General features: G+C 56.0%; 20 protein-coding genes, 5 tRNA genes and 1 rRNA gene. All 26 read right to left on the bottom strand.

Translation table 11 applies throughout. From position 1 onward, the window contains the following. Positions 1-169: 169 nt before the first annotated feature. Positions 170-1,366: an elongation factor Tu gene (gene tuf, locus KEHDKFFH_RS13375; protein ID WP_104322379.1), complete on the bottom strand. Its 1,197-nt coding sequence runs from the start codon at positions 1,364-1,366 to the stop codon at positions 170-172. Positions 1,367-1,401: 35 nt separating this feature from the next. Next, positions 1,402-3,507, bottom strand: coding sequence for an elongation factor G (fusA, locus tag KEHDKFFH_RS13370; RefSeq protein ID WP_104322378.1), 2,106 nt, complete (start codon positions 3,505-3,507; stop codon positions 1,402-1,404). Positions 3,508-3,525: 18 nt separating this feature from the next. Next, positions 3,526-3,996 (bottom strand): 30S ribosomal protein S7, encoded by a 471-nt coding sequence (gene rpsG, locus KEHDKFFH_RS13365; RefSeq protein ID WP_008174847.1) that lies wholly within the window; start codon positions 3,994-3,996, stop codon positions 3,526-3,528. 114 nt (positions 3,997-4,110) lie between these two features. Beyond that, positions 4,111-4,485, bottom strand: a complete 375-nt coding sequence (gene rpsL / locus KEHDKFFH_RS13360) for a 30S ribosomal protein S12 (RefSeq protein WP_091855124.1) — start codon at positions 4,483-4,485, stop codon at positions 4,111-4,113. A gap of 167 nt (positions 4,486-4,652) precedes the next feature. Next, a complete protein-coding gene (gene rpoC / locus KEHDKFFH_RS13355) occupies positions 4,653-8,867 on the bottom strand; it encodes a DNA-directed RNA polymerase subunit beta' (RefSeq protein WP_104322377.1) in 4,215 nt (1,404 codons plus the stop codon). A 76-nt stretch (positions 8,868-8,943) separates the two neighbouring features. Beyond that, positions 8,944-13,023 carry a DNA-directed RNA polymerase subunit beta gene (gene rpoB, locus KEHDKFFH_RS13350; RefSeq protein WP_104322442.1) on the bottom strand — a complete coding sequence of 1,360 codons (4,080 nt, stop codon included), beginning with the start codon at positions 13,021-13,023 and terminating at the stop codon, positions 8,944-8,946. Positions 13,024-13,264: 241 nt separating this feature from the next. After that, positions 13,265-13,642: a 50S ribosomal protein L7/L12 gene (rplL, locus tag KEHDKFFH_RS13345; RefSeq protein WP_008174836.1), complete on the bottom strand. Its 378-nt coding sequence runs from the start codon at positions 13,640-13,642 to the stop codon at positions 13,265-13,267. Positions 13,643-13,682: 40 nt separating this feature from the next. Next, positions 13,683-14,213, bottom strand: a complete 531-nt coding sequence (rplJ, locus tag KEHDKFFH_RS13340; protein WP_064228578.1) for a 50S ribosomal protein L10 — start codon at positions 14,211-14,213, stop codon at positions 13,683-13,685. 225 nt (positions 14,214-14,438) lie between these two features. Next, entirely contained in the window at positions 14,439-15,137 is a 699-nt protein-coding gene (gene rplA / locus KEHDKFFH_RS13335) for a 50S ribosomal protein L1 (protein WP_064228579.1), read from the bottom strand. Position 15,138: 1 nt separating this feature from the next. Next, entirely contained in the window at positions 15,139-15,570 is a 432-nt protein-coding gene (rplK, locus tag KEHDKFFH_RS13330) for a 50S ribosomal protein L11 (RefSeq protein ID WP_064228580.1), read from the bottom strand. Between the two features lie 118 nt (positions 15,571-15,688). Then, positions 15,689-16,222: a transcription termination/antitermination protein NusG gene (gene nusG / locus KEHDKFFH_RS13325; RefSeq protein ID WP_104322376.1), complete on the bottom strand. Its 534-nt coding sequence runs from the start codon at positions 16,220-16,222 to the stop codon at positions 15,689-15,691. Positions 16,223-16,234: 12 nt separating this feature from the next. Continuing rightward, positions 16,235-16,603, bottom strand: a complete 369-nt coding sequence (gene secE, locus KEHDKFFH_RS13320; RefSeq protein WP_064228582.1) for a preprotein translocase subunit SecE — start codon at positions 16,601-16,603, stop codon at positions 16,235-16,237. 33 nt (positions 16,604-16,636) lie between these two features. Beyond that, positions 16,637-16,712 (bottom strand) — tRNA-Trp (locus KEHDKFFH_RS13315). A gap of 37 nt (positions 16,713-16,749) precedes the next feature. Further along, positions 16,750-17,946, bottom strand: coding sequence for an elongation factor Tu (tuf, locus tag KEHDKFFH_RS13310; RefSeq protein ID WP_104322375.1), 1,197 nt, complete (start codon positions 17,944-17,946; stop codon positions 16,750-16,752). 51 nt (positions 17,947-17,997) lie between these two features. Next, positions 17,998-18,073 (bottom strand) — tRNA-Thr (locus KEHDKFFH_RS13305). A 14-nt stretch (positions 18,074-18,087) separates the two neighbouring features. After that, a tRNA-Gly gene (locus tag KEHDKFFH_RS13300) sits at positions 18,088-18,162 on the bottom strand. 11 nt (positions 18,163-18,173) lie between these two features. Then, positions 18,174-18,258, bottom strand: a tRNA-Tyr gene (locus tag KEHDKFFH_RS13295). A gap of 39 nt (positions 18,259-18,297) precedes the next feature. Continuing rightward, positions 18,298-18,373: transfer RNA gene (locus tag KEHDKFFH_RS13290), tRNA-Thr, on the bottom strand. 31 nt (positions 18,374-18,404) lie between these two features. After that, complete coding sequence (locus KEHDKFFH_RS13285; protein ID WP_241956504.1) at positions 18,405-19,073, bottom strand: hypothetical protein; 669 nt, start codon at positions 19,071-19,073, stop codon at positions 18,405-18,407. After that, a complete protein-coding gene (locus KEHDKFFH_RS13280; protein WP_104322374.1) occupies positions 19,070-19,804 on the bottom strand; it encodes a type III pantothenate kinase in 735 nt (244 codons plus the stop codon). The genes KEHDKFFH_RS13285 and KEHDKFFH_RS13280 overlap by 4 nt, the downstream gene beginning before the upstream one ends. Beyond that, entirely contained in the window at positions 19,801-20,766 is a 966-nt protein-coding gene (locus KEHDKFFH_RS13275; RefSeq protein WP_104322373.1) for a biotin--[acetyl-CoA-carboxylase] ligase, read from the bottom strand. Before KEHDKFFH_RS13275 ends, KEHDKFFH_RS13280 begins: the two co-directional genes overlap by 4 nt. Positions 20,767-20,868: 102 nt before the next feature. Next, the gene (locus KEHDKFFH_RS13270; protein ID WP_104322441.1) at positions 20,869-23,271 is read right to left on the bottom strand and encodes a DUF6160 family protein; all 2,403 of its coding nucleotides are present in this window, start codon (positions 23,269-23,271) and stop codon (positions 20,869-20,871) included. A 20-nt stretch (positions 23,272-23,291) separates the two neighbouring features. Next, complete coding sequence (locus tag KEHDKFFH_RS13265) at positions 23,292-23,840, bottom strand: hypothetical protein (RefSeq protein WP_104322372.1); 549 nt, start codon at positions 23,838-23,840, stop codon at positions 23,292-23,294. Then, on the bottom strand, positions 23,837-24,916 hold the full coding sequence (locus KEHDKFFH_RS13260; RefSeq protein WP_104322371.1) for a hypothetical protein: 1,080 nt from the start codon (positions 24,914-24,916) through the stop codon (positions 23,837-23,839). The genes KEHDKFFH_RS13265 and KEHDKFFH_RS13260 overlap by 4 nt, the downstream gene beginning before the upstream one ends. 10 nt (positions 24,917-24,926) lie before the next feature. Beyond that, positions 24,927-26,126 carry a hypothetical protein gene (locus KEHDKFFH_RS13255; RefSeq protein WP_104322370.1) on the bottom strand — a complete coding sequence of 400 codons (1,200 nt, stop codon included), beginning with the start codon at positions 26,124-26,126 and terminating at the stop codon, positions 24,927-24,929. A 231-nt stretch (positions 26,127-26,357) separates the two neighbouring features. Next, positions 26,358-26,449: ribosomal RNA gene (gene rrf / locus KEHDKFFH_RS13250) — 5S ribosomal RNA — on the bottom strand; the annotation flags it as partial.

Genomic DNA, 26,449 nt, shown 5'->3' with positions numbered 1-26,449 from the left:
CTCGTAGCAGCTACTAGTTAGCCGACCTTCAAAAAAAGGAGCCGCATTGTATGCATAATACCCAACCCTGTCAACAGCAATGCTGATTGACCGGGCCAGGCAGGCTTTGCGGCTGAAACAGAAAAAGGGGCTGAAGAATCAGCCCCTTTTTCCTGATCAAACGAGCAGATTACTCGATGATCTTGGAGACTACGCCGGCACCAACGGTACGGCCGCCTTCACGAATCGCGAAGCGCAGGCCATCTTCCATGGCGATCGGAGCAATCAGGGTAACACTCATCTTGACGTTATCACCCGGCATAACCATTTCCACACCTTCCGGCAGTTCGCAAGAACCGGTTACGTCGGTGGTACGGAAGTAGAACTGCGGACGGTAGCCCTTGAAGAACGGAGTATGACGACCACCTTCTTCTTTGGACAGTACGTACACTTCGCACTCGAACTTGGTGTGCGGAGTGATGGAGCCCGGAACCGCCAGAACCTGACCACGCTCAACGTCGTCACGCTTGGTACCACGCAGCAGTGCACCAATGTTCTCACCCGCACGACCTTCGTCGAGCAGCTTGCGGAACATCTCAACACCAGTACAGGTAGTCTTGACGGTGTCTTTCAGACCAACGATCTCAACTTCGTCACCAGTCTTGATAACGCCACGCTCAACACGACCGGTTACTACGGTACCACGGCCAGAGATAGAGAAGACGTCTTCGATCGGCATCAGGAACGGCTGATCGATCGCACGCTCCGGCTCGGGGATGTAGTCATCCAGAGCTTCTACCAGCTTCTTGACAGCGGTAGTGCCCATCTCGTTGTCGTCTTTGCCTTCCAGCGCCATCAGCGCGGAACCGGTGATGATCGGAGTGTCGTCACCCGGGAAGTCGTACTGGCTCAGCAGATCACGAACTTCCATCTCGACCAGCTCGAGCAGCTCTTCATCGTCTACCATGTCCGCCTTGTTCAGGAACACAACGATGTAAGGTACGCCAACCTGACGGGACAGCAGAATGTGCTCACGAGTCTGCGGCATGAGGCCGTCAGCTGCGGAGCAAACCAGGATCGCGCCGTCCATCTGTGCCGCACCAGTGATCATGTTCTTCACATAGTCAGCGTGGCCCGGGCAGTCTACGTGAGCGTAGTGACGGGTCGGAGAATCGTACTCAACGTGGGAGGTGGCGATGGTGATACCACGCGCACGCTCTTCCGGCGCGTTATCGATCTGATCGAATGCGCTTGCAGTTCCTGTACCCCAGACTTCGTGACATACACGGGTCAGGGCGGCAGTCAAAGTGGTTTTACCATGGTCTACGTGACCAATGGTGCCTACGTTCAAGTGCGGCTTACTACGCTCAAATTTTTCTTTAGACACGGTTACACCTCTTCCTGTTTCTTAAGTCCTGGGGATCAACCCTTTTTAATGATCGCTTCGGCAATGTTCGAAGGCGCCTCTGAATAACCAGAGAACTCCATCGCGTAGGACGCCCGGCCTTGCGTTGCAGAACGCAGGTCGGTGGCGTAACCGAACATTTCCGACAACGGAACCTCTGCACGAATGACCTTACCGGCAGGACCTTCGTCCATACCCTGGATGACACCACGACGACGGTTAAGATCGCCAACAACATCACCCATGTAGTCTTCCGGCGTCACAACTTCAACACGCATGATCGGCTCGAGCAGTGCCGGGTTCGCCTCGAGGGCACCCTTCTTCATTGCCATGGAACCGGCGACCTTGAAGGCCATTTCGTTGGAGTCGACGTCGTGATAGGAACCGTCATACAGGGTTGCCTTGATACGCAGCAGCGGATAACCGGCCAGACAGCCGTTCTGCATCTGCTCTTCAATACCCTGTTGAACTGCCGGGATGTATTCCTTGGGAACAACACCACCAACAATCTCATTCACGAAGATAAAGTTTTCGCCATCTTCATCATCCAGCGGCAGCGGCTCAAGCTTGATCTTGACGTGACCGTACTGACCGCGACCACCAGACTGACGAACAAACTTGCCTTCGACGTCTACCGGCTTGCGGATGCACTCACGATAGGCAACCTGCGGCTTGCCGATGTTGGCTTCCACCTTGAACTCGCGACGCATACGGTCAACGATGATATCCAGATGAAGCTCACCCATACCGGAGATGATGGTCTGGCCAGATTCCTCGTCGGTACGAACGCGGAACGACGGGTCTTCCTGAGCCAGCTTGCCCAGAGCAACGCCCATCTTTTCCTGGTCGGCCTTGGACTTCGGCTCAACAGCAACGGAAATTACCGGCTCCGGGAACTCCATGCGCTCGAGAATGATCTTGTGGTTCTCGTCACACAGGGTGTCACCGGTGGTCACGCTCTTGAGACCGATTGCCGCAGCAATATCGCCCGCCAGAACTTCTTTGATCTCCTGACGATCCTTGGAGTGCATCTGAACCATACGGCCGACGCGCTCCTTCTTGCCCTTTACCGAGTTGTAAACGGCATTACCGGACTCAAGCTTGCCCGAGTAAACCCGGAAAAAGGTCAGCGTGCCCACGAACGGGTCGGTGGCGATTTTGAACGCCAGCGCCGCAAACGGAGCATCGTCATCAGCCTGACGGGTCTCTTCAGTACCGTCTTCGTCGACCTCACCACGGATCGCCTTGACTTCGTCCGGTGCCGGCAGGAACTCGATAACAGAGTCCAGAACGGCCTGAACACCCTTGTTCTTGAACGCCGAACCACAGGTGGCAACAACGATTTCGTTGGCCAGGGTGCGCATGCGCAGACCTTTCTTGATATCCTCGATGGAGAGCTCACCCTCTTCGAGGTATCGCTCCATCAACTCTTCATTGGCTTCTGCAGCAGCTTCAACCATCTGCTCGCGGTACATGGCGACTTCTTCTTCCATTTCCGCAGGCACTTCTTTCTGCTCGTAGCTGGCGCCAGCGTCAGCTTCGTTCCAGTAGATGGCCTTGTTACGAATCAGGTCCACAATACCGGCGAAGTTGTCTTCGGCACCGATCGGCAGCTGAATCGGAACGCAGTTCGCGCCCAGGCGCTTCTTGATCTGCTCTACTACGCGCAGGAAGTTGGCACCGGCACGGTCCATCTTGTTGACGAACACCATGCGGGGAACTTCGTACTTATTGGCCTGACGCCATACGGTTTCGGACTGGGGCTCAACACCGGAGGAGCCACAGAACACTACAACCGCACCGTCGAGTACGCGCAAGGAGCGCTCTACTTCGATGGTGAAGTCAACGTGACCCGGGGTGTCGATGATGTTGATCCGGTGCTCCGGGTACTGCTTGTCCATACCCTGCCAGAATGTAGTAGTCGCAGCAGAGGTGATGGTAATACCACGCTCCTGCTCCTGCTCCATCCAGTCCATGGTAGCTGCACCATCATGAACCTCACCGATCTTGTGGGAGATACCTGTGTAGAACAGGACCCGCTCGGTGGTTGTGGTTTTGCCCGCATCAACGTGCGCACAAATACCAATGTTTCTGTAACGCTTGATAGGAGTCTTGCGTGCCACTGTATAAACCTCGGCTGATTAGAAACGGAAGTGAGAGAACGCCTTGTTGGCTTCTGCCATGCGGTGAACGTCTTCACGCTTCTTAACAGCGGAGCCTTTGCTGTCAGCGGCGTCCAGGATTTCACCAGCCAGACGCTGAGCCATGGACTTCTCACCGCGCTTCCGTGAATATTCAACGAGCCAGCGCATAGCCAGCGCGTTCTGACGGGAAGGCCGTACTTCGACAGGCACCTGGTACGTAGCGCCACCCACACGACGGGACTTGACCTCAACCATCGGCTGGATGTTCTCCAGGGCCTTCTCGAACATGTCGATCGGCTCTTCCTTGGATTTCTCGGCAACAATGTCCAGAGCGCCGTAAACAATGCGCTCTGCGGTAGACTTCTTGCCACTTTCCATCACGTGGTTGATGAACTTGGCAAGACGTGCACTGCCGAATTTCGGATCCGGGATAATTTCCCGTTTAGCTGCAACTCTTCTTCTAGGCATCGATAAGCCCTTATATATCTAAAAGGTCTTCAGGAACCCCTGAGATAGCATATGCTACTCAGCCTTACTCTTACCGTTCTGACAAGCAACGATAAAAGACACCCGCTCGGGACATCAGGACTTGGGTCGTTTTGTACCGTACTTGGAGCGACCCTGCTTACGGTTCTGTACACCCTGGGTGTCCAGCGTTCCGCGAACAGTGTGATAGCGCACACCCGGAAGGTCTTTTACTCGACCGCCACGGATCAGCACAACACTGTGCTCCTGAAGGTTGTGACCTTCACCACCAATGTATGAGGAAACCTCGTAGCCGTTGGTCAGACGAACACGGCACACTTTACGCAGTGCTGAGTTCGGCTTCTTCGGCGTTGTAGTGTATACACGAGTGCACACACCACGGCGCTGAGGGCAGGCCTGGAGAGCAGGAACATCGCTCTTGGCTACCTTGCGCTTACGAGGCTTACGCACCAACTGATTAATCGTTGCCATGTAAGCAAACTCCAAAAAACCATATCAATGAAACTTACCCCCTGTGCAGGGGGTAAAATTTAAGGGACGCAAGTGTAAGCCTGCGCCCCCGGACAGTCAAGATGACTGGTCTCTTTTTGACCACCTCGCGGGTAGGTAACTACCCGGAGGCAGCGCGCCGATGCAACTCAGCTTTCGCGGTTAAGCTCAGCACTCAGAGCTTCTTCCACGTCGGCTGCTGTTACGCCCTGCTCTTCCAGATCGCGCTTGCGACGACGCTCATTGTGATACGCCAGACCGGTACCAGCCGGAATCAGTCGACCAACCACAACGTTTTCTTTCAGACCGCGCAGGTAATCACGCTTACCGGTAACCGCACCTTCGGTGAGTACCCGGGTGGTTTCCTGGAACGAAGCCGCAGAAATGAACGACTCGGTGGCCAGGGAAGCCTTGGTGATACCCAGCAGCAGACGTTCGAACCGTGCAGGCTCTTTGTCGGCGGCGTCGGCCTTCTCGTTCTCTTCCAGCACCTGGGTGATTTCCACCTGGTCACCGGACAGCAGAGTCGTATCACCCGGATCGGTGATTTCAACTTTGCGCAGCATCTGACGAACGATAACCTCGATGTGTTTATCGTTGATGACAACGCCCTGCAGACGGTAAACATCCTGGATTTCGTTGGTGATGTACTTGGCCAGCTCGACCACACCCAGCAGACGCAGAATGTCGTGCGGGTTGGACGGACCGTCAGAAATCACCTCACCCTTCTCAACCGTCTCGCCTTCGAAGACGTTCAGCTGACGGTGCTTCGGAATCAGCACTTCGTAAGCATCGCCATCTTTCGGCGTGATCACGAGGCGCTTCTTGCCCTTGGTTTCCTTGCCGAACGAAACCATACCGCTGATTTCAGCCAGGATGGAAGATTCCTTCGGACGACGGGCTTCGAACAGGTCGGCAACCCGCGGCAGACCACCTGTGATATCCCGGGTCTTGGAGCTTTCCTGCGGGATACGTGCTACCACGTCACCCAGCTCGATCCGCGCACCGTTGGCCATGGTCACCAGCGCGTTCGCCGGCAGGAAGAAGATAGCGGTACCGCCACCTGGCAGCTCCACTTCTTCACCCTTTTCGTCAATCAGCTGAATGGCCGGACGAATATCCTTGCCTGCAGCAGGCCGCTCCTTGGAATCGATGACCTCCATGGTGGACAGGCCGGTCAGTTCGTCGGTCTGGGTGCGGACCGTGATGCCCTGGTCCATGTTGACAAATTTCGCGGTACCACCGGCTTCGGCGATGATCGGGTGGGTGTGCGGATCCCACTTGGCGACCACAACGCCCGCTTCAACCGCATCACCGTGTTTGACGGAGAGAACGGCGCCGTACGGCAACTTGTACCACTCACGCTCACGACCTTGATCATCGGCGATGGCCAGCGCGGAGGAACGGGAGATCACTACCAGAGTACCGTCGGCCTTCTCGATCGACTTCATGTTGTGCAGACGGACGGTCCCGCCATGCTTGACCTGGATATTGTCGACCGCGGACGCCCGGCTGGCCGCACCACCAATGTGGAAGGTACGCATGGTCAGCTGGGTACCCGGCTCACCGATGGACTGGGCAGCGATAACGCCCACAGCCTCACCCACGTTGACCTGATGGCCACGGGCCAGATCACGGCCGTAGCACTTGGAACAGATACCGTGGCGAGTTTCACAGGTGATCGCAGAGCGAACCCAGACTTCATCCACGCCGGCCCGCTCGAGGGTCTCAACGGCCTTCTCGTCCAGCAGCGTGCCGGCTTCGATAACGGCGTTGTCCTTGTCGGTCGGAGTAAACGCATCACGGGCGGTCACACGACCCAGAACCCGATCACCCAGCGGTACCACAACGTCGCCACCTTCAATGTGCGGCGTCATCAGCAGACCTTCATCGGTACCACAGTCAGGCTCGGTAACGACCAGATCCTGGGACACGTCCACCAGACGACGGGTCAGATAACCGGAGTTCGCGGTCTTCAGCGCGGTATCCGCCAGACCCTTACGGGCTCCGTGGGTCGAGATGAAGTACTGGAGTACGTTCAGACCTTCACGGAAGTTCGCGGTGATCGGCGTTTCGATGATAGAGCCATCCGGCTTGGCCATCAGGCCACGCATACCGGCAAGCTGACGGATCTGGGCCGCGGAACCCCGGGCGCCGGAATCGGCCATCATGTAAACCGAGTTGAACGACTCCTGCATCAGATATTCGCCGTCCTCACCCTTCACCGGCTGTCCGTCCGGCCCGATAACCTGCTCCTTGGCCAGACGCTCCATCATGGCTTTGGAAACCTTGTCGTTGGCACGGGACCAGATATCGATAACCTTGTTGTACTTCTCGCCCTGGGTCAGCAGACCGGACGCGTACTGGGTCTCGATATCCTTCACCTCAGCAGAGGCGGCATCAACCAGCTCGTACTTCTCCGGCGGAATCTCGAAATCGTTGAAACCGATCGAGATGCCGGACACGGTCGCATAGTGATAGCCCATGTACATCAGCTGGTCCGCAAAGATAACGGTGTCTTTCAGACCGGCATCACGGTAGCAGGTGTTGATCAGGTTGGAGATCGCCTTCTTGACCATCGGCTTGTTGACCAGCTCGTAGGACAGGCCATCCGGCACGATGTCGAACAACAGCGCCCGACCAACCGTGGTATCAACAATCTTGTATTCTTCGGTGCGCGACCCGTCTTCGGCAATCGCAACTTCCTTGACGCGAACCTTGACGATGGCCTGGAGATCAACCTTGCCTGCGCCGTAGGCACGGTGTGCCTCTTTAACGTCGGCAAACACCATACCTTCACCAAGGGCGCTCTTGCGCTCACGGGTCATGTAGTACAGACCGAGTACCACGTCCTGGGACGGTACGATAATCGGCTCGCCGTTGGCCGGCGACAGTACGTTGTTAGTGGACATCATCAACGCACGGGCTTCAAGCTGGGCTTCCAGGGTCAGCGGTACGTGTACCGCCATCTGGTCACCGTCAAAGTCGGCGTTGTAGGCCGCACACACCAGCGGGTGCAGCTGGATCGCCTTGCCTTCGATCAGGACCGGCTCAAACGCCTGGATACCCAGACGGTGCAGAGTCGGCGCACGGTTCAGCATGATTGGATGCTCACGGATGACTTCGTCCAGGATATCCCAGACCACGCCTTCCTCGCGCTCGACCATCTTCTTGGCGGCCTTGATGGTGGTCGCCAGGCCGCGGTGCTCCAGCTTGGAGAAAATAAACGGCTTGAACAGCTCCAGTGCCATCTTCTTGGGCAGACCACACTGGTGCAGGCGCAGGTACGGACCAACCACGATCACCGAACGACCTGAGTAGTCCACCCGCTTACCCAGCAGGTTCTGACGGAAGCGACCCTGCTTACCCTTGATCATGTCTGCCAGAGACTTCAGCGGGCGCTTGTTGGTGCCGGTGATGGCACGGCCACGACGGCCGTTGTCCAGCAGCGCATCAACCGCTTCCTGCAGCATCCGTTTCTCGTTGCGCACGATGATGTCCGGCGCGTTGAGCTCGAGCAGGCGCTTGAGGCGGTTGTTCCGGTTGATTACCCGGCGGTACAGGTCGTTCAGGTCGGAGGTGGCAAACCGACCACCGTCCAGCGGCACCAGCGGGCGCAGATCCGGCGGCAGAACCGGCAGCACGGTCATAACCATGTCACCAGGCTTGTTGCCGGAATACAGGAATGCCTCAAGAATCTTCAGGCGCTTGCTGAACTTCTTGATCTTGGTTTCGGAGTTGGTCTGCGGGATCTCTTCGCGAAGGGCATCAACCTCTTCCTGCAGGTCGATAGCTTCAAGAAGTTCCTTGACCGCTTCAGCACCCATACGGGCGTCAAACTCGTCACCGAATTCTTCCAGGGCTTCGTAATACTGCTCGTCATTCAGCAGCTGGCCCTTCTCCAGGGTAGTCATCCCTGGATCGATCACGATAAAGGATTCGAAGTACAGGACCCGCTCGATATCACGCAGGGTCATGTCCAGCATCAGGCCGATACGGGACGGCAGTGACTTCAGGAACCAGATGTGCGCGACCGGGCTGGCCAGCTCGATGTGACCCATGCGCTCACGACGCACGCTGGCCAGTGCAACCTCAACGCCACACTTCTCGCAGATGACACCGCGGTGCTTGAGGCGCTTGTATTTACCGCACAGACACTCGTAGTCCTTGATCGGGCCGAAGATCTTGGCACAGAAAAGACCATCGCGCTCCGGCTTGAAGGTACGGTAGTTAATGGTCTCAGGCTTCTTCACTTCGCCAAAGGACCAGGAACGGATCATGTCAGGCGACGCCAGGCCAATGCGGATGGCGTCGAATTCCTTGCTTTGGTTCTGGCTCTTGAGAAGATTCAGCAAATCTTTCATCAGTAAAAGCTCCGGATGGCGTTAATCTCGGGCGGGCACTGGTCGTGCCCGCTCACGCTGCCAAAAACAATTCGGCTCACTCGGATTCCAGCTCGATGTCGATACCCAGCGAGCGGATTTCCTTGACAAGAACGTTGAAGGATTCGGGCATGCCCGGCTCCATCCGATGATCGCCATCGACAATGTTCTTGTACATCTTGGTCCGACCGTTCACATCATCAGACTTGACGGTGAGCATCTCCTGCAGCGTGTAAGCTGCACCGTAGGCCTCAAGGGCCCACACTTCCATCTCACCGAAGCGCTGGCCACCGAACTGCGCCTTACCACCCAGCGGCTGCTGGGTAACCAGGCTGTAGGAGCCGGTGGAACGAGCGTGCATCTTGTCGTCGATCAGGTGGTTCAGCTTCAGGATGTACATGTAGCCAACCGTCACCGGGCGGTCGAACATGTCACCGGTACGACCGTCGTACAGCATGGTCTGACCCGTGGTGCTCAGCCCCGCCAGCTCAAGCATACGCTTGACCTCGGCTTCCTTGGCACCGTCGAATACCGGCGTTGCCATGGGCACACCGCCACGAAGGTTGTGGCACATCTCCAGGATTTCCTTGTCGGACAGGGAATCCAGGTCCACCTTGAACACTTCGTCTGAGTGATTGTAGATCTCATCCAGCAGCTTGCGTAATTCAACCACCTTCCGCTGTTCGTCCAGCATCTGGCTGATACGCTCACCCAGACCCTTGGCCGCAGCACCCAGGTGAGTCTCAAGCACCTGACCTACGTTCATCCGCGAGGGAACACCCAGCGGGTTCAGAACCACGTCAACCGTGTTGCCGTGCTCGTCGTAAGGCATGTCTTCGATCGGCATAACCGAGGAAATAACACCCTTGTTACCGTGACGACCGGCCATCTTGTCACCCGGCTGGATACGACGCTTGATAGCCAGGTATACCTTGACGATCTTCAGCACGCCCGGTGCAAGGTCGTCGCCCTGCTGAAGCTTGCCTTTCTTGTCGTCAAAGCGTGCTTCGTGTTCCTTCTTGCGGTCTTCCAGGCCCTGCTCGGATTTCTCCAGCAGCTCGTTCAGGCTCTCGTCTTTCATCCGGAGCTTGAACCAGTCGGAACGCGGCAGCTCGGCCAGGTAGCTTTCTTCAAGGGTGGCACCTTTCTTCAGGCCCGGCCCACTGATCACTTCCTGCCCTTTCAACGCACTGTTCAGACGCTCGAAAGTCGCACCTTCAACAATCCGGTACTCGTCCTTCAGGTCTTTGCGATACTGGTCCAGCTGCTCTTTCTCGATGGACTGGGCACGCTGATCCTTCTCGATACCGTCGCGGGTAAAGACCTGCACGTCGATAACGGTGCCGCGGGTGCCAGTCGGCACACGGGAGGAGGTGTCCTTCACATCAGACGCCTTCTCACCAAAGATGGCACGCAGCAGTTTCTCTTCCGGTGTCAGCTGGGTTTCACCTTTCGGTGTTACCTTGCCTACCAGAATGTCGCCGGGGCCCACTTCCGCACCGATGTAAACAATCCCGGACTCATCCAGCTTGGACAGCGCACTTTCACCAACGTTCGGAATATCCGCGGTAATTTCTTCGCTACCCAGTTTGGTATCCCGAGCCACACAGGTCAGTTCCTGAATGTGGATCGTGGTCAGGCGGTCTTCCTGAACCACTTTCTCGGAGATGAGGATGGAGTCCTCAAAGTTGTAACCGTTCCAGGGCATGAACGCGATGCGCATGTTCTGCCCCAGGGCCAGTTCACCCAGATCCACGGACGGGCCGTCGGCCAGCACGTCGCCACGGGCAATGACGTCGCCCTGACGCACGATGGAGCGCTGGTTGATACAGGTGTTCTGGTTCGAACGGGTGTATTTGGTCAGGTTGTAGATATCCACACCTGCATCACCCGCTTCGGTTTCCTCATTGTTGACACGAACCACGATACGGGCCGCGTCGACACTCTCGATCACACCGCCACGACGGGCCGTTACACAGACACCGGAGTCCTGTGCCACCGTGCGCTCAACGCCGGTACCTACCAGAGGCACCTGGGAACGCAGGGTCGGAACCGCCTGACGCTGCATGTTCGCGCCCATCAGTGCCCGGTTGGCGTCGTCGTGCTCAAGGAACGGAATCAGAGATGCAGCGACCGACACCACCTGGCGCGGAGAAACGTCCATGAAGTTCACGCTTTCCGGCGGGGTAACGGTAAATTCGTTCTGGTGCCGAACCGTAACCAGTTCATCAGTCAGACGCTTGGTCTTCTCGTCCATGGCTGCGCTGGCCTGGGCGATGACGTAGTTGCTCTCCTCGATAGCGGACAGGTAAACCACTTCATCGGTTACCACGCCGTTCTCAACCTTCCGGTACGGGCTCTCAAGGAAGCCGTAGGAGTTGGAGCGGGCGTAAGTCGCCAGCGAGTTGATCAGACCGATGTTCGGACCTTCCGGCGTCTCGATCGGGCACACACGGCCGTAATGGGTCGGGTGTACGTCACGTACCTCAAAGCCGGCGCGCTCGCGGGTCAGACCACCTGGGCCCAACGCAGAGATACGACGCTTGTGCGTGACCTCGGACAGCGGGTTGTTCTGGTCCATGAACTGGGACAGCTGGCTGGAGCCAAAGAATTCTTTAACCGCGGCAGCCACCGGCTTGGCGTTGATCAGATCCTGTGGCATCAGGCCTTCGCTTTCAGCAAGACTCAGACGCTCACGAACCGCACGCTCGACCCGCACCAGACCAACGCGGAACTGGTTTTCGGCCATTTCGCCAACGCAGCGAACACGGCGGTTACCCAGGTTATCAATGTCATCGACATTGCCCTGGCCGTTACGGATATCGATCAGGGTCTTGAGGACATCGATAATGTCTTCGTGGGTCAGCGTGCCTTCGCCGGTGCTTTCTTCACGGCGCAGGCGACGGTTCAGTTTCATCCGGCCAACCGCAGACAGGTCGTACCGCTCTTCGGAGAAGAACAGATTATTGAACAGATTCTCAGCCGACTCCTTGGTGGGCGGCTCACCCGGGCGCATCATTCGGTAGATCTCAACCAGCGCTTCCAGCGGCGTGCGGGTCGGATCGATGCGCAGGGTATCGGACATGAACGGACCACAGTCCAGATCGTTGGTGTAAAGGGTCTCAATTTCCTTCACGCCAGCGTCCAGGATCTTGGTAACCAGCTCTTCCGTCAGCTCGGAGTTACACTCAACCAGAACCTCACCGGAAGCCTGATCGATCATGTCCTTGGCCAGAACGCGGCCGTACAGGTACTCCGTTGGCACCTCAAGCTCGTTGATACCGGCTTTTTCAAGCTGCTTGATGTGACGGGCGGTAATACGGCGGCCTTCCTCGACAATCACGTTACCGTCATTGTCCTTGATATCGAAGGTCGCGATGTCGCCACGCAGACGGCTCGGTACCAGCTCCAGCTTGCACACTTCCGCGCCCAGGCTGAACTTACTGGTTTCGAAGAACATCTCGAGCATCTGCTCAGAGGTGTAGCCCAGAGAACGCAGGAGAATCGAGGCCGGCAGTTTCCGACGACGGTCGATACGAACGAACACGGAGTCCTTCGGATCAAACTCGAAGTCCAGCCATGAACCACGGTAAGGAATCACCCGGGCAGAATAAAGCAGCTTGCCTGAGGAGTGGGTCTTGCCCTTGTCGTGATCGAAGAACACACCCGGAGACCGGTGGAGCTGGGAAACAATAACGCGCTCGGTACCGTTGATAACGAAGGTACCGTTCTCGGTCATCAGGGGCATTTCGCCCATGTAGACTTCCTGCTCTTTAATGTCCTTGATCGCCTTGTTGGACGATTCCTTATCGTAAATGATAAGGCGGACCTTCACCCGCAGCGGCGCTGCATAGGTTACGCCCCTAAGCTGGCATTCCTTGACATCAAAAACCGGCTCGCCAATACGGTAACTAACGTATTCGAGCGCGGCATTGCCAGAGTAACTGACAATCGGGAATACGGATTTGAATGCTGCGTGAAGACCGGTTTCCCGGCGGTCTTCAGGAGCGGCTTCCATTTGGAGGAAGTCCCGGAACGAATCCAGCTGAATAGACAGCAAATAGGGGACGTCCATCACGGAAGGCAATTTACTAAAATCTTTGCGAATCCGCTTTTTCTCAGTGTAGGAGTAAGTCATCTGCATTCCCCAGCTTTAGACCTGATACCTGGTATCAAGAAGCAACCATTGTTCTGCTTCGGGGCCGAATTGCTCGGCTTATCGCGCCGTCTTGAACAAGACTCTGGCTGTAGGTTATAGATCTGACATCAACCTGCAATTGCTCACCAGACTCTATAGCATATACAACAGAAAAAGGCCGGTGGCCCAAAGCCACCAGCCTGTCCATGCTTATCGCACGGTTTCGATCAACAGCCGACTCTTACTTGAGCTCAACAGAAGCGCCTGCTTCCTCGAGCTTCTTCTTGGCTTCTTCAGCGTCGTCTTTGCTAGCTGCTTCCTTGATAACGGAAGGAGCGCTGTCGACCATTTCCTTGGCTTCTTTCAGACCCAGGCCGGTCAGTTCACGAACGGCCTTGATTACGTTTACTTTCTTCTCACCAGGACCGGTAAGTACAACGTCAAACTCGGTCTGCTCTTCAGCAGCGGCTTCGCCACCACCAGCAGCAGCCGGAGCAGCAGCAACGGCTGCAGCGGCAGAAACACCGAATTTCTCTTCCATTGCTTCAACCAGCGCAACAACGTCCATTACGCTCATTTCAGCAATTGCGTTCAAAATGTCTTCGTTAGACAGAGCCATGACTTTCTCCCAAAAATATAAAAAATGGTGTTCAACAGAATCAAGCAGCTTCTTGCTTCTGGTCGCGAACTGCCGCTACAGCACGAGTCACTTTCGAAGGAACTTCGTTCAGTGTCCGTGCCAGCTTGGTGATCGGTGCCTGTGTTACAGCGGCCAGCATCGTCAGTGCTTCATGACGTGTTGGCAGCTTGGCAAGACGGTCGATCTGGTCTGCACCCATCAGCTCTCCGCCGACGGCCAGGCCTTTAATCTCGAACGCTTCTTTCTCTTTGGCAAAATCCTTCAGCAGACGCGCTGCCGCGCCCGGATCTTCCATAGAGAATGCCAGAATGGTAGGACCAACCAGAGCTTCGTCAATACACTCAAACTCGGTACCGCGAATCGCGATCTTCGCCAGGTTGTTACGAACAACCTTCAGACGCACGTTTTCGGCACGAGCTTTGGCACGAAGCGCCGTCATGTCACCAGAGGTAACACCACGGTAGTCAGCCATAACCACAGACAGAGCACCACCGGCAGTCTCGTTGACTTCAGCGACGATCGCTTTCTTGTCTTCGAGTCTAATTGCCACTGGATTTCTCCTCGATTTCGCCGGGTCTTCCCGGCAAACCCACATATACCCCTCGCGGGGCTCCTAACGGTGTTTGGGTTCAGAGAGAACGTCTTCACACCGTCTGCGCAGGCGTTGCTTTAACCCTTGCAGCACTTCCGGTCAGACCGGAAGTGCTTCGGGGGCCTGCGGTCTTTGACAGCCTTGGCTTCCGCCCAGACTACAAAGTAACCACCAATCAAAGGATCAAATAGCGAGACCGCTCTGATCGATAGTCAGGCCAGGACCCATAGTCGAGGAAATGGTGATCTTCTTGAGATACACACCTTTCGCCGACGACGGCTTGGCCTTTTTCAGATCTGCTACCAGAGCCTCAAGGTTTTCCTTGATGTTCTGGGCAGAGAATTCAACGTTACCCAGCGGAGCGTGGATAATGCCGTTCTTGTCGGTGCGGTAACGAACCTGACCAGCCTTGGCGTTTTTGACCGCAGTCTCAACGTCAGGAGTCACAGTACCCACCTTCGGGTTCGGCATCAGACCACGGGGACCAAGAATCTGGCCCAACTGGCCAACAACACGCATGGCATCCGGAGTAGCAATAACTACGTCGAAATCCATGTTGCCTTTCTTAACTTCGTCCGCCAGATCGTCCATACCTACAATATCTGCACCAGCGGCCGTTGCTTTCTCAGCATTGGCACCCTGGGTAAACACAGCAACGCGAACGGTTTTGCCGGTGCCGTGAGGCAGAACAGTGCTGCTACGAACAACCTGGTCGGATTTACGTGCGTCAACGCCAAGGTTAACGGCAACGTCGACAGACTCTTTGAACTTCACGTTCTGGCCCAGCTCAACCAGCAGTGCAACTGCCTCGTCTACAGAGTAGGAACGGGTAGAGTCTACCTTTTCACGAATAAGCTTCTGACGCTTGCTCAGCTTTGCCATGTTACAGGCCCTCCACGTTCAGGCCCATACTGCGGGCTGTTCCTGCAATGGTACGTACCGCTGCGTCCATATCGGCTGCAGTCAGATCCGGCTCTTTGGTCTTGGCAATTTCTTCGAGCTGCTCGCGGGTCACGGTACCGACTTTATCGGTATTCGGACGACCAGAGCCGCTCTTGATGCCAGCAGCCTTCAACAGAAGAACCGGTGCAGGCGGAGTCTTGGTAATAAAGGTAAAGCTGCGATCACTGTAAACGGTGATCACTGTAGGAATCGGCAGACCAGGCTCCATGTCCTGGGTCTGGGCGTTGAACGCCTTACAGAATTCCATGATGTTCACGCCACGCTGACCCAGTGCAGGACCGACGGGGGGACTCGGGTTGGCCTTACCGGCAGCAACCTGAAGCTTGATGTACGCTTCGATTTTCTTTGCCATGATAGCTCTCCTATGGGTTCAAACGCCTTTCGGCTCCCCGGTTTTTACAACTGCTAACAGCAGACACAAAAAGCCCGCGTCGCTTTAGCGCGCGAGCTTTCAGATTTCTCGTTGCCGATCAGTCTTTTTCGACCTGCCCAAACTCTAGCTCTACCGGAGTTGAACGCCCGAAAATGAGAACAGCAACCTTGACCCGACTCTTGTCGTAGTCGACTTCTTCAACCACACCATTGAAGTCCGCAAAGGGACCTTCAACAACGCGAACAACCTCACCCGGCTCGAACAGAGTCTTCGGCTTGGGCTTATCTGCACCGCTTTCCACCCGACGCAGGATCGCTTCCGCTTCCTTCTCGGTGATCGGCGCCGGCTTATCCTTGGTACCACCAATAAAGCCAAGGACTCGCGGAGTATTCTTCACAAGGTGCCACGTCGCATCGTCCATTTCCATCTGGACCAGTACGTACCCGGGATAGAACTTGCGCTCACTCTTGCGCTTCTTCCCTTCTCGCATCTCGACGACTTCCTCGGTCGGAACCAGGATTTCGCCGAAACGGCCTTCCATCTCGTGCAGCGCAACGCGCTCCTTGAGAGTGCGCATTACCTGCTTTTCAAAGCCAGAATACGCATGAACGACGTACCAGCGCTTAGCCATTGCCCACTCCTGTTAACCGATAAACCCGGCGACCAGCCAACTGATCAGCGAGTCCATACCCCACAACAACAGAGCCACAACCAGCACAAACACCACAACGATAGCTGTCGTCTGCACGAGCTCGGGCCTGGTGGGCCATACCACTTTCCGGATCTCTACTCTCGCCTCCTTCAACAGCGTCGCGAAACGACGGCCGCGGTCGGTTTGGAGAGCAACAAGCGCCGCCACAATGGCGAGACCTACAAGAGCCAGAACCCGATACAGCAGAGACTCGGCACTAAAATACTGATTCCCCACCACACCGATGGCGATCAGAACGAAAACAACCAGCCACTTCAGGAAATCGAAACGGCTGGCTGACTGAACGGCTTTTGACTCCATAGGAATCAACTTATGTATCCGGATGTTAAAAAATGGCAGGCCAGGAGGGAATCGAACCCCCAACCTGCGGTTTTGGAGACCGCTGCTCTGCCAATTGAGCTACTGGCCTGCACCGAAACAACTCAGCGCACTTACTCTCGAGTCTATTACTCGATGATCTTGGAGACTACGCCGGCACCAACGGTACGGCCGCCTTCACGAATCGCGAAGCGCAGGCCATCTTCCATGGCGATCGGAGCAATCAGGGTAACACTCATCTTGACGTTGTCACCCGGCATAACCATTTCCACACCTTCCGGCAGTTCGCAAGAACCAGTTACGTCGGTGGTACGGAAGTAAAACTGCGGACGGTAACCCTTAAAGAACGGGGTATGACGACCACCTTCTTCCTTGCTCAGCACGTACACTTCGCACTCGAACTTGGTGTGCGGAGTAATGGTGCCCGGCTTACACAACACCTGACCACGCTCAACGTCGTCACGCTTGGTACCACGCAGCAGAACACCAACGTTTTCACCCGCACGACCTTCGTCCAGCAGCTTGCGAAACATCTCAACGCCGGTACAGGTGGTCTTGACGGTATCTTTGATACCGACAATCTCGATTTCTTCACCAACTTTGATGACGCCACGCTCAACACGACCGGTTACTACGGTACCACGGCCAGAGATAGAGAAGACGTCCTCGATCGGCATCAGGAACGGCTGATCGACCGCACGCTCCGGCTCGGGGATGTAAGCATCGAGAGCTTCCACCAGCTTCTTGACAGCGGTAGTGCCCATCTCGTTGTCGTCTTTGCCTTCCAGCGCCATCAACGCGGAACCGGTGATGATCGGAGTGTCGTCACCCGGGAAGTCGTACTGCTCCAACAGCTCACGAATTTCCATCTCAACCAGCTCGAGCAGCTCTTCATCGTCAACCATGTCCGCCTTGTTCAGGAACACAACGATGAAAGGCACACCAACCTGACGGGACAGCAGGATATGCTCACGCGTCTGCGGCATGGGGCCGTCAGCTGCGGAACAAACCAGGATCGCGCCGTCCATCTGTGCCGCACCAGTGATCATGTTCTTCACATAGTCAGCGTGGCCCGGACAGTCTACGTGAGCGTAGTGACGGGTCGGAGAATCGTACTCAACGTGGGAGGTGGCGATGGTGATACCACGCGCACGCTCTTCCGGAGCGTTATCGATCTGATCGAAGGCGCTCGCCGACCCTGTACCCCAAACTTCGTGGCATACACGAGTCAGAGCTGCGGTCAGAGTGGTCTTACCATGGTCTACGTGACCAATGGTGCCCACGTTCAAGTGCGGCTTATTGCGTTCAAACTTTGACTTAGACATTCGACCAATCTCCCTAATCAACCAGGATCGTAACGTTGACCGGATAAATAATGGAGCTCATGGGCGGATTTGAACCGCCGACCTCACCCTTACCAAGGGTGTGCTCTACCAACTGAGCTACATGAGCATTGCAAAACAAATTGGAGCGGGCAGCGGGAATCGAACCCGCGTCATCAGCTTGGAAGGCTGAGGTAATAGCCACTATACGATGCCCGCGAGCAATTTAGTGGTGGAGGGGGCAGGATTCGAACCTGCGAAGGCGATGCCGTCAGATTTACAGTCTGATCCCTTTGGCCACTCGGGAACCCCTCCGAGTCGGATTCGCTTACGCAAATCCGTCAAAACTTAAAGTGGAGCTGGCGGACGGAATCGAACCCCCGACCTGCTGATTACAAGTCAGCTGCTCTACCAACTGAGCTACGCCAGCTCACATTCGCCTCGTCAGCGAGGGCGGTATACTACGGATTTTTTTCTGGCGTTGCAACACCTTCACAAGGCCTGATTTCAACGAAATCAAAATTGCTACCGTAATCCGCTTTCACCGCCTGAACCAGTTCCTCAGCGAGTTCCGGTTCAGCCTCAAAAGAGAGCGCGTAGCTTATCTGATTTCGGGGGAAGTTGACCAGTACTGCATTAAGATTCTGACGTTTTTTTTCTTCCAGCACGGAAATTGCAGATTCCCGGGACTCGAACAGGCCCAGGGAAATGGCATTGCGATTCTCGCCCTCAGTAACCAGATAGGAATCGATGCCCTGACGCTGAATGTCGCGGAACTGCCGCAACGCCACGTCTTCAGGCTGGGGCGGGATAAGGACCCAGTGCAAGGGCGGCAACTCTCTCTCGACCTCCTCAACCGTAAAACCTGCCTCTTCAGCAAGGGGCTGATTATCCACGAGCCTGCGAGCGCGCTCCGCGCTTTCTATCCAGCCAAGGCGCGCACAGGAGGGCCCAGACTGCACCGTCGCCGCCCCAACCTCTTCATTCATGGGCTCTGGTGATTTCAGGCTGGCCACCCTCGGCAAACTGCCACTGGCGACTTTGGCCATTCCGCTCGGGGGCCCGACAAAGTCTGGCAGGTAATAAATACCAACACTCACCAGGACCAGCACAAGCGCCACCCACCTCATTCGGACGTTTCCTCGGCATGAATCGCACGCAAGCCAGACAACACGAGGTCAGGTCGATGTATACCAGACAGGCCAAGACCGATCAGCCGATTCGCGTCGCCGCCAGTCACCAACACATCAGCCAGGCTGTGCTCACGCGCGTCAGCGATAACGCGCTCGACCATGGCCCCCGAAAGCCAGGCAAGACCGTGGTTCACGCATTCACCGGTACTGCTGCCGGGGTCTGTTGCCAGCCCCTGCTCAGGGTCGAACCAGATTCGTGCTGCGTCGGTCCTGAGACTCCGCAACATCATCTGCAGGCCCGGAAGGATATAACCGCCCAGATGCTGGCCACGGGAATCCACATAATCGACGGTGACGGCACTGCCGGCATCCACCACCACGAAGCCCTGTTTGTGATCGAGCCAGGCGCCGTACATGGCATGCCATCGATCTGCCCCCATTCTCGCGACATCCTGGTAGGCATTTACCAGGCCGTTACGGGTCTGCTCGGACCAGTAAAACTGCACCGGCACTGGACAGAGCTTTGCGAGCGAATCCAGCAAATGAGCGCGTCTTTCTTCGGAAGCAACGGTGGATATGGCAACACTTCTGACCTGGCTGATGAGCTCACCCGCTGAGCTCACAGGATTCTCTTCTTCAAGTAAACCTGTGCCCGATGCCAGAGTGCGGCCCTGGTCATCGAGACACCATTTCAATCGGGTATTGCCTGCATCAATAAAAAGCTTCATAGCACCACTCGCAGACTGATTTCCCCTGCGCGTACCGGAACAATCCCGGTTTGGGTCCGGATTTGATAGTTCCCAGCATTATCAATGCCGCAGCCAACACCCTCCACATCACCGCCTCGAGCCTGGAGTGGTTTTCCCATAAAAATGTCTCGGCGCTGCCAGGGCTCCCTGAAATCCGCGAAACCGACATCTGAAAACAGGGGTACCGCATCCAGAACGGCATCGATAATGGCGCTGGCGACCTGGTTCCGCGTCCAGTCCGTTTCGGGGCAAACCCTGGCAAGGCTGCTCCAGGGCTGATCGACACCGTCGGCCCGGGACATGTGGACATTCAGGCCAATGCCGGCAATCACTTGCACAACCCCTTCCTCCAGCTCGCCCTGCAGTTCCACCAGAATGCCGCCAAGCTTTCCGTCGGGCAGAAAAATATCATTCGGCCATTTGAGCCCAACCTCTGGTACTCCGAGCCGCTCAAGTGCATTGGCCACTGCAACACCCAGCACCAGGCTCAATCCATCCAGTACCCCGAAACCACCGTGGAAAGTCAGCCCCATACTGAGGTACAGGTTCTCGCCCCGAGGGCTTTGCCATACCCGCCCTCGTCGCCCGCGCCCCGAGGTCTGGCAGTCGGCCATAACCACCGGAATACCTTTGGTCCCGGCCGTGATCTGCCGGACCACCTCAGCATTGGTTGAATCCACTTCATCGAGCACGGTCAGCGCCAGTTCCTCTTCCCGGCCGGCAGCAATTCCATCAAGCACCGCCCCACGGTCGAGCAGGTCAACCCGCGATACCAGCTGATACCCGCGCCCACGGATCGTGGCAATATCAGCACCTTCGTCCATTGCGCGACGGATCTGTTTCCAGATCGCCGTGCGACTGACTCCGAGTTTTTCGGCCAACGCAGCCCCCGAGTGGACCTGTCCGTCACTGAGCAACTCTATAAGTGCTTTGGATTTCATAACACGCATCCAGCCATGAGAGTGAGTAAGGCCGGATTAAACACCAGGGGAAGGAAAAAGACAAAGTCGGCAGCCGACCTTTGCGAAATGGCTGCCGACAAATCAGGGAATCGGTGTTGCGGTGAGGTTCGCCTTGATATCAAAGTTCTGCATTTTCACTCCATATACGGCAGTCTGTGCACCACCAACCGGATGGACCAGATCGATATTATTGATGGAGAGTTCCTTGAACTGGCTCCTCGCTTTCACCGCAAAACCGAGTGGTCGATTTTCGGTTTCCAGGAGGGTCGGATTGGCGACATAGCGGTAACCGGCCGCTGATGAGCCATCCATGATTTTCTCGTCACCCCGATTGCCAACCACGCCCATAGCGTCCGGACCGCCTGCCTTTTTCACGACCCGGGTCTGGTATACATCCACGGAAAGATCGGTGCGCACGCCAAACGAGTTGTCGTCGACACCGTCACCATCGAAGTCGCCGCCGTCGCTGGTGTGGATATCATTCAGAACCAGATGCGTGCCCGTTCCGTTCATGGCTTCGCCAACGCCATTGGTTTGCCGATTGGTTTCCCACGTCAGCGCATTTTTTCGGGACTCTCCGGCAGCCTTGGCAAATACCTGCTTCAGGCGGACAGTCAGCCCTTCCTCACCCCGGGTTTCCCACACGCCTCCAGAGTCGGCGCAGGCCGATGGGCTATCGCCCATGCCACCGGCACAGACATCACCGGCACCTCCCGGAACGACCGTCATACTGCTGCCGGTCTCGTATTTCTGAACCACGAAACGACCGAAACTCCGGCCTGATTCCTTGTCGCCGACCCTCAGGTTGCCGATGTCCATGGTGCTCCAGGCTTCGCCTTTGATAATCGCAAGCCCCTCCTGAGTGACATCGACCGTCATGTCCCGAACGTGAGAGTCATAATCCAGCTCGGTAATCCAGAGGCCCTTCTGGGGGACCTCACCGTTACCCTCATCATAGGGCACTGCGATAATTGCGGCCTTGCCATCCCGAATCCGGACGTCGGAATTGATGGTAATACCCTCACCCGATGCACCACCCGCCCCAAGCGTCATATGGCCATCCAGCTCGAACTCATAGGCGGGATAGAAGCCCAGCGCGAGCAGCAGTTCCGTGCCCCCCTGCAAGGGAGCATCTTCACTGCCCACCCGCAGGCCATTGATCCGGTAACCCGCACGGATGTTCTCAAAGCCGATGCGCAGACCATCGAAGAACTCGGTGCCGTTGATTACGCCATCGCGAGTCACGTTGACCGTTACATCGCCCTGCCCCCACGACTGCAGGCCGCTGAAGATCACCCTGTTTCCGTCTTCGGTGTAGCTGAAATCGGCCAGGCGCAGACTCCATTTCGTCGCAAGCCGCAAGCCCTGGGGGCCGGCATCAGGGTGGCCACCCCCCTGCAGATAGATCGCATTGGAGTAATTGCGGCCGTTGAACACCTGGTCCTCAAGCAGAAAGCTGACATTCACCTCTCCGATACTTTGTCCATTGCCGCCCATCTCAATGGCGCCAATGTTGAACTGGCCATCCATGGAACCAAGGGTCAGGGCAAGAGCCGGCCGATTCTGCCAGTCGGGCGCCACATCAAGCCTGAGGTCATTGATACGATAGGCGCCGGTGATGTCTCGAAGGGCAAGGGCCTTCCCGTCATCCTTATAGAGAAAGGAGGCCGAATGAATAACGGTCTCATTATCGATTCGAAGGCCCTCACCGGAGCGCCCGCCGGCCGTAATTCCCGTGTTGGATGACAGGTCATAGCTTCCACTCAGACTGCCATAACTGGGTAGCGGCTGACCGGTGCCGGAATCGACGGATACTCCATGGTTCAAAGGGTTGCTGCTGTAACGAATTGCACCGACAGCCCAGTCTCCGGTAATCCTGGGCGCATTCAAGGCCAGAGTGTCGCCAACCACATCCAGCGTTATCCCCAGCGCCTCCACGTTCATGGTGATATCGTCCAGGAAAACTTCATTGCCGTTGGTGCGGTATCCCAGACGACCACCGGTCATGGTGTAGGCAGAATCAAAGGTATAACCCCCGCCTCCAACGGAGCCACCCTGGCTGATATTCAGATAACCCGCCAGGGAATGGTCGAAGAAGACACCTCCCATGCTGACTCCCGGCGCACCGGCGAGGCGGATATCGCCGAACTCGATTCTCCGGTCCTCAACCAGGTAGTCGAGGTTGAGGGACGCATCTTCCTCAATATCGACTCGAACCAGATGAAATGCCTGCCCTGAAGAATCGATTGCTGAACCGACCCGGAACCCTTCCAGATGAATGCCCTTGCCATCATCAAAGTACGATAACCGATCTGCGGTCAGACCAAGTTCCAGCTCCATGGTCAAGCCACTCTGGCCACTGATGTTTGCCAGCGCAGAATCGTCGAGGCTTTTCATGTCGGCGACCACCCACGGGGTGATGATCACCCAGACCAGCCCGCTGGCTATCAAGGCAACTGGCTTGATTCTGTTTGAAGCACTCACAGCCCTCACCTCCTCCATGATTACGGATTACCTGCCGGAAACACGAGCAGGTTGCCTTCCATCACAACCTCCCCCCGCATATCTACAGAAAATATGTCGGTCTGCTGAAAACCCGGATCGGTGGGGCGAGCCGTGCTGCTTGCGGATATCTTGAATTGAACATCGTTAAACCGGACGGTATTGGGCAACCCCAGCTCCAGGACATCCCGATTGAACAGCTCCCCATCGCCGCCAAACCCCGAATCAACTTTCCGTACCCTCAGTGTCAGCCCCTCAAACGCGAAATTGCCGCGGATATCATCAAGAACCATCCATCCCCCGTTTTCTTTCAACCGGTAGGCAAAGCGGGCGCCACACTTTTTGTCGGCATCGTCACAGCGTCCGAAATAGCTGTTCTCAACCGGACCACCCAGTTCATTGATGCTGATGTCGCCTGACAGGTAGATCCCTCCCTGGCCCGAGATCCCTGAAAGCGCTTCATCACCGAGACGGGAGAGTTCCGCAAGGGTCGGCAGTGGAAGCAGCAAAACAATGAGAGCGAGTGACGTTCTGTGCAGCATGGCTATCATTGGCTCAGATCCCTCGTTTTGATGTTCAGATGCTGGATGAGCATTCCCTGTACACGGGCAGAGCCAAAATCACGGTCGCCAACACTGAAATTCCCGATCTTCAGATTGCTGCGGAATTCCGGATTGGTGTAATAGGACTCGTAGAAATCCCAGGCTTCCGCATCGCTACTGGCCCTGAGACCGTCGGCGCCAATTTCGCCCGGTTGGGGACGCCGGATCGCAGCCACCTCCACCACAAAGTTTCCACTGCCATCAACGTCGAAGAATACCGGCTGAAGCTGGTTGCCAATCGCTAGCTCAAGCGCAAAATTGCTCATCCGGATTCGTGAGCCACAGCTGGAGCCGTCCTGGGCGCAGGCGTTTATCGAGAGCTCCGGAGAATAGAAATTGAGTTTGAACTGTCCCACCATCTGACGCCGATCGTTGTCGCCCCAGAGACGCAGATAGCTACCGTCGATGACAGCACTCTTTGCGTGAATGTTGATATTGGCAGACCGGTCGTCACCAACCGCTACGTTCATCTGCATGCCAACATCCGCACGTTCTCCCATATAAACCGCCGTCGCCGGGCGACTCGAACAGGCACCAGTTCCGGGACCGGCGCCAGAATCCATGCAATCGTAACCCTGTCCGGCAGTAACTTTCGTACTGGCAGCAAACTCCAGAACCGCCTTGTTGGCGATTCCAATATCATTGCCATCCACTACATCAATTCGCCAGGGGTTGAGAAGCCTCCCCAGATTGACCGGACCTAAGGTCTCGCCGTAGTTGCTATTGGCCCCGGAGATGTAAAGGTGGTTCACCGTAATGTCGACATCACGTCCATCTGTACTCTTGATTCCCCCGATTCGAAAAATCCGTGCCTGCTCTCCGGAGGCATCCGGCTCATCCGTTCCATGGGAGAACTTGAAATTTTCCAACACCAGGCCGATGCCGGCTCCGTCAATCGCGGACATTTCAGTTTCCGAAAGGCCCTGAAGCTCTGCCTCAACATGCACGGGCACAGTCAGAACGGCCGCCATCATGAAAAGGACTCGCGCAGAAACGAGAAGCTGACTGAAAGCGGAACATTTCATAAGAAACTCCTTAGAACAGCCCCTTGCCACGGTCGATGTATTCGGTGCGGTAACGCTGGGTACCATAGAGTGCTTCATTGAGATTCACTTCAGTCGCTCCGTTCGGGATATTGAAGAACGCACCTGATGTTGCCCTGATGAAATCCTCCGGCGTGAAGTCTGTTTTCTTTACATCTTTCAGCCAGTCCAGATCCTTGGTCTGGAACGAAATAAAAGCACCATCGGCCGGCCCCGTGATTCGTCGCTCGCCGTTGACCTCACCGACTTCGCCTACCGGGAAGCTGTTGTAGATATCCAGGTCGAAGCAGGAGTCGATTCCCAGAACAAGACAGTCCTGGGCATAGACGTATATGTCACCGCCGGAACAGCTGAAAAAGGAACAATCGGGAACTTCAATGCGGGAACTTGATCCCCAGCCGATCAGGTTCTTTACCGACCATCGGGTAAAACCGCTAGCGCCCTCAAGAATGAAGCGCTCGCCATTTGGAATACCAATGTATTCGGCTCTTATGGGATCCAGCTCGCCAATGTTTGGATCACCCTCCGCGCCATAGACCAACTCAGCTTTGGTAGATAAGGGACTTCCACCCTCAAGGAGAGGCGTCAATAGAACAATCAGTTGATCAAACAGGTTACCGGAGGAGTTTGCCTGGGAGAGCCCCTCACCACGATCAATGATATCCACGTTTACATTGCCGGTCAGGGTTTCAATCTTGCCAGAGAGGACACCCATGGATTCGCCGAAGCCCAGACGGAAACCGACAACTTCTTCGGTCTCTTCGTCGAAGGCAAATTCCAGAAACGGATTCTGGATAGTAAAAGGGACTATCTCACCCTCGGCATAGGTGCTGCCATCTGGCTTGCGCTGTCTCGGGGCTTTGGGGTTGGCGTCAAAGTAGGCCTGATTGTTGATGTAGCCTAGGGCGAAATCCTCGATATAGACATCCGAAGTGCCCGGCTTTTCTCCCTCCCGTTCGTAACGGCCCATCTCCAGGACATCCACATTGGTCTGGATGTCGATATCCATTCCAAGAGTGACCCGGGTATAGGCAGTATTGTCGTTGGCATCAGGATGGTACTGGCGGTCAACCGAGACAAAGGCCTGGCCCGTGACTTCAGACATCTGCTGATCTGAAATCGGGCGCAGTTCGGCGCTGACCCCCGAGGCCAGTAAAGGCAGGAGGAGAAGCGAAGAAATTGTTTTACTCATAGTCACATCTCACCGCTGCCGCTTTTTATTGTTGGCGGCTGATTTAAAGATGACTGATGAGCGTCTCTGAGGCTGGCTTCGATTATTGATGTTGTTTTAGCCAGTTCTTTTACAGAAGTGTAACCCTGGTTACATGTTGTCACTGTGCGCAGCGTCATGGTTTTGGGATTTGCCGAATTTCAGGCAATAAAAAACCCCAGCATCGAGGATGCTGGGGTTTCGGTATTAAGAGCCTGACGATGACCTACTCTCACATGGGCAACGCCACACTACCATCGGCGCTGGTCTGTTTCACTTCTGAGTTCGGGATGGGATCAGGTGGT

The organism is Marinobacter maroccanus (assembly GCF_002933275.1).
Classification (GTDB): domain Bacteria; phylum Pseudomonadota; class Gammaproteobacteria; order Pseudomonadales; family Oleiphilaceae; genus Marinobacter; species Marinobacter maroccanus.
This window is presented reverse-complemented; position numbering and strand designations above follow the sequence as displayed.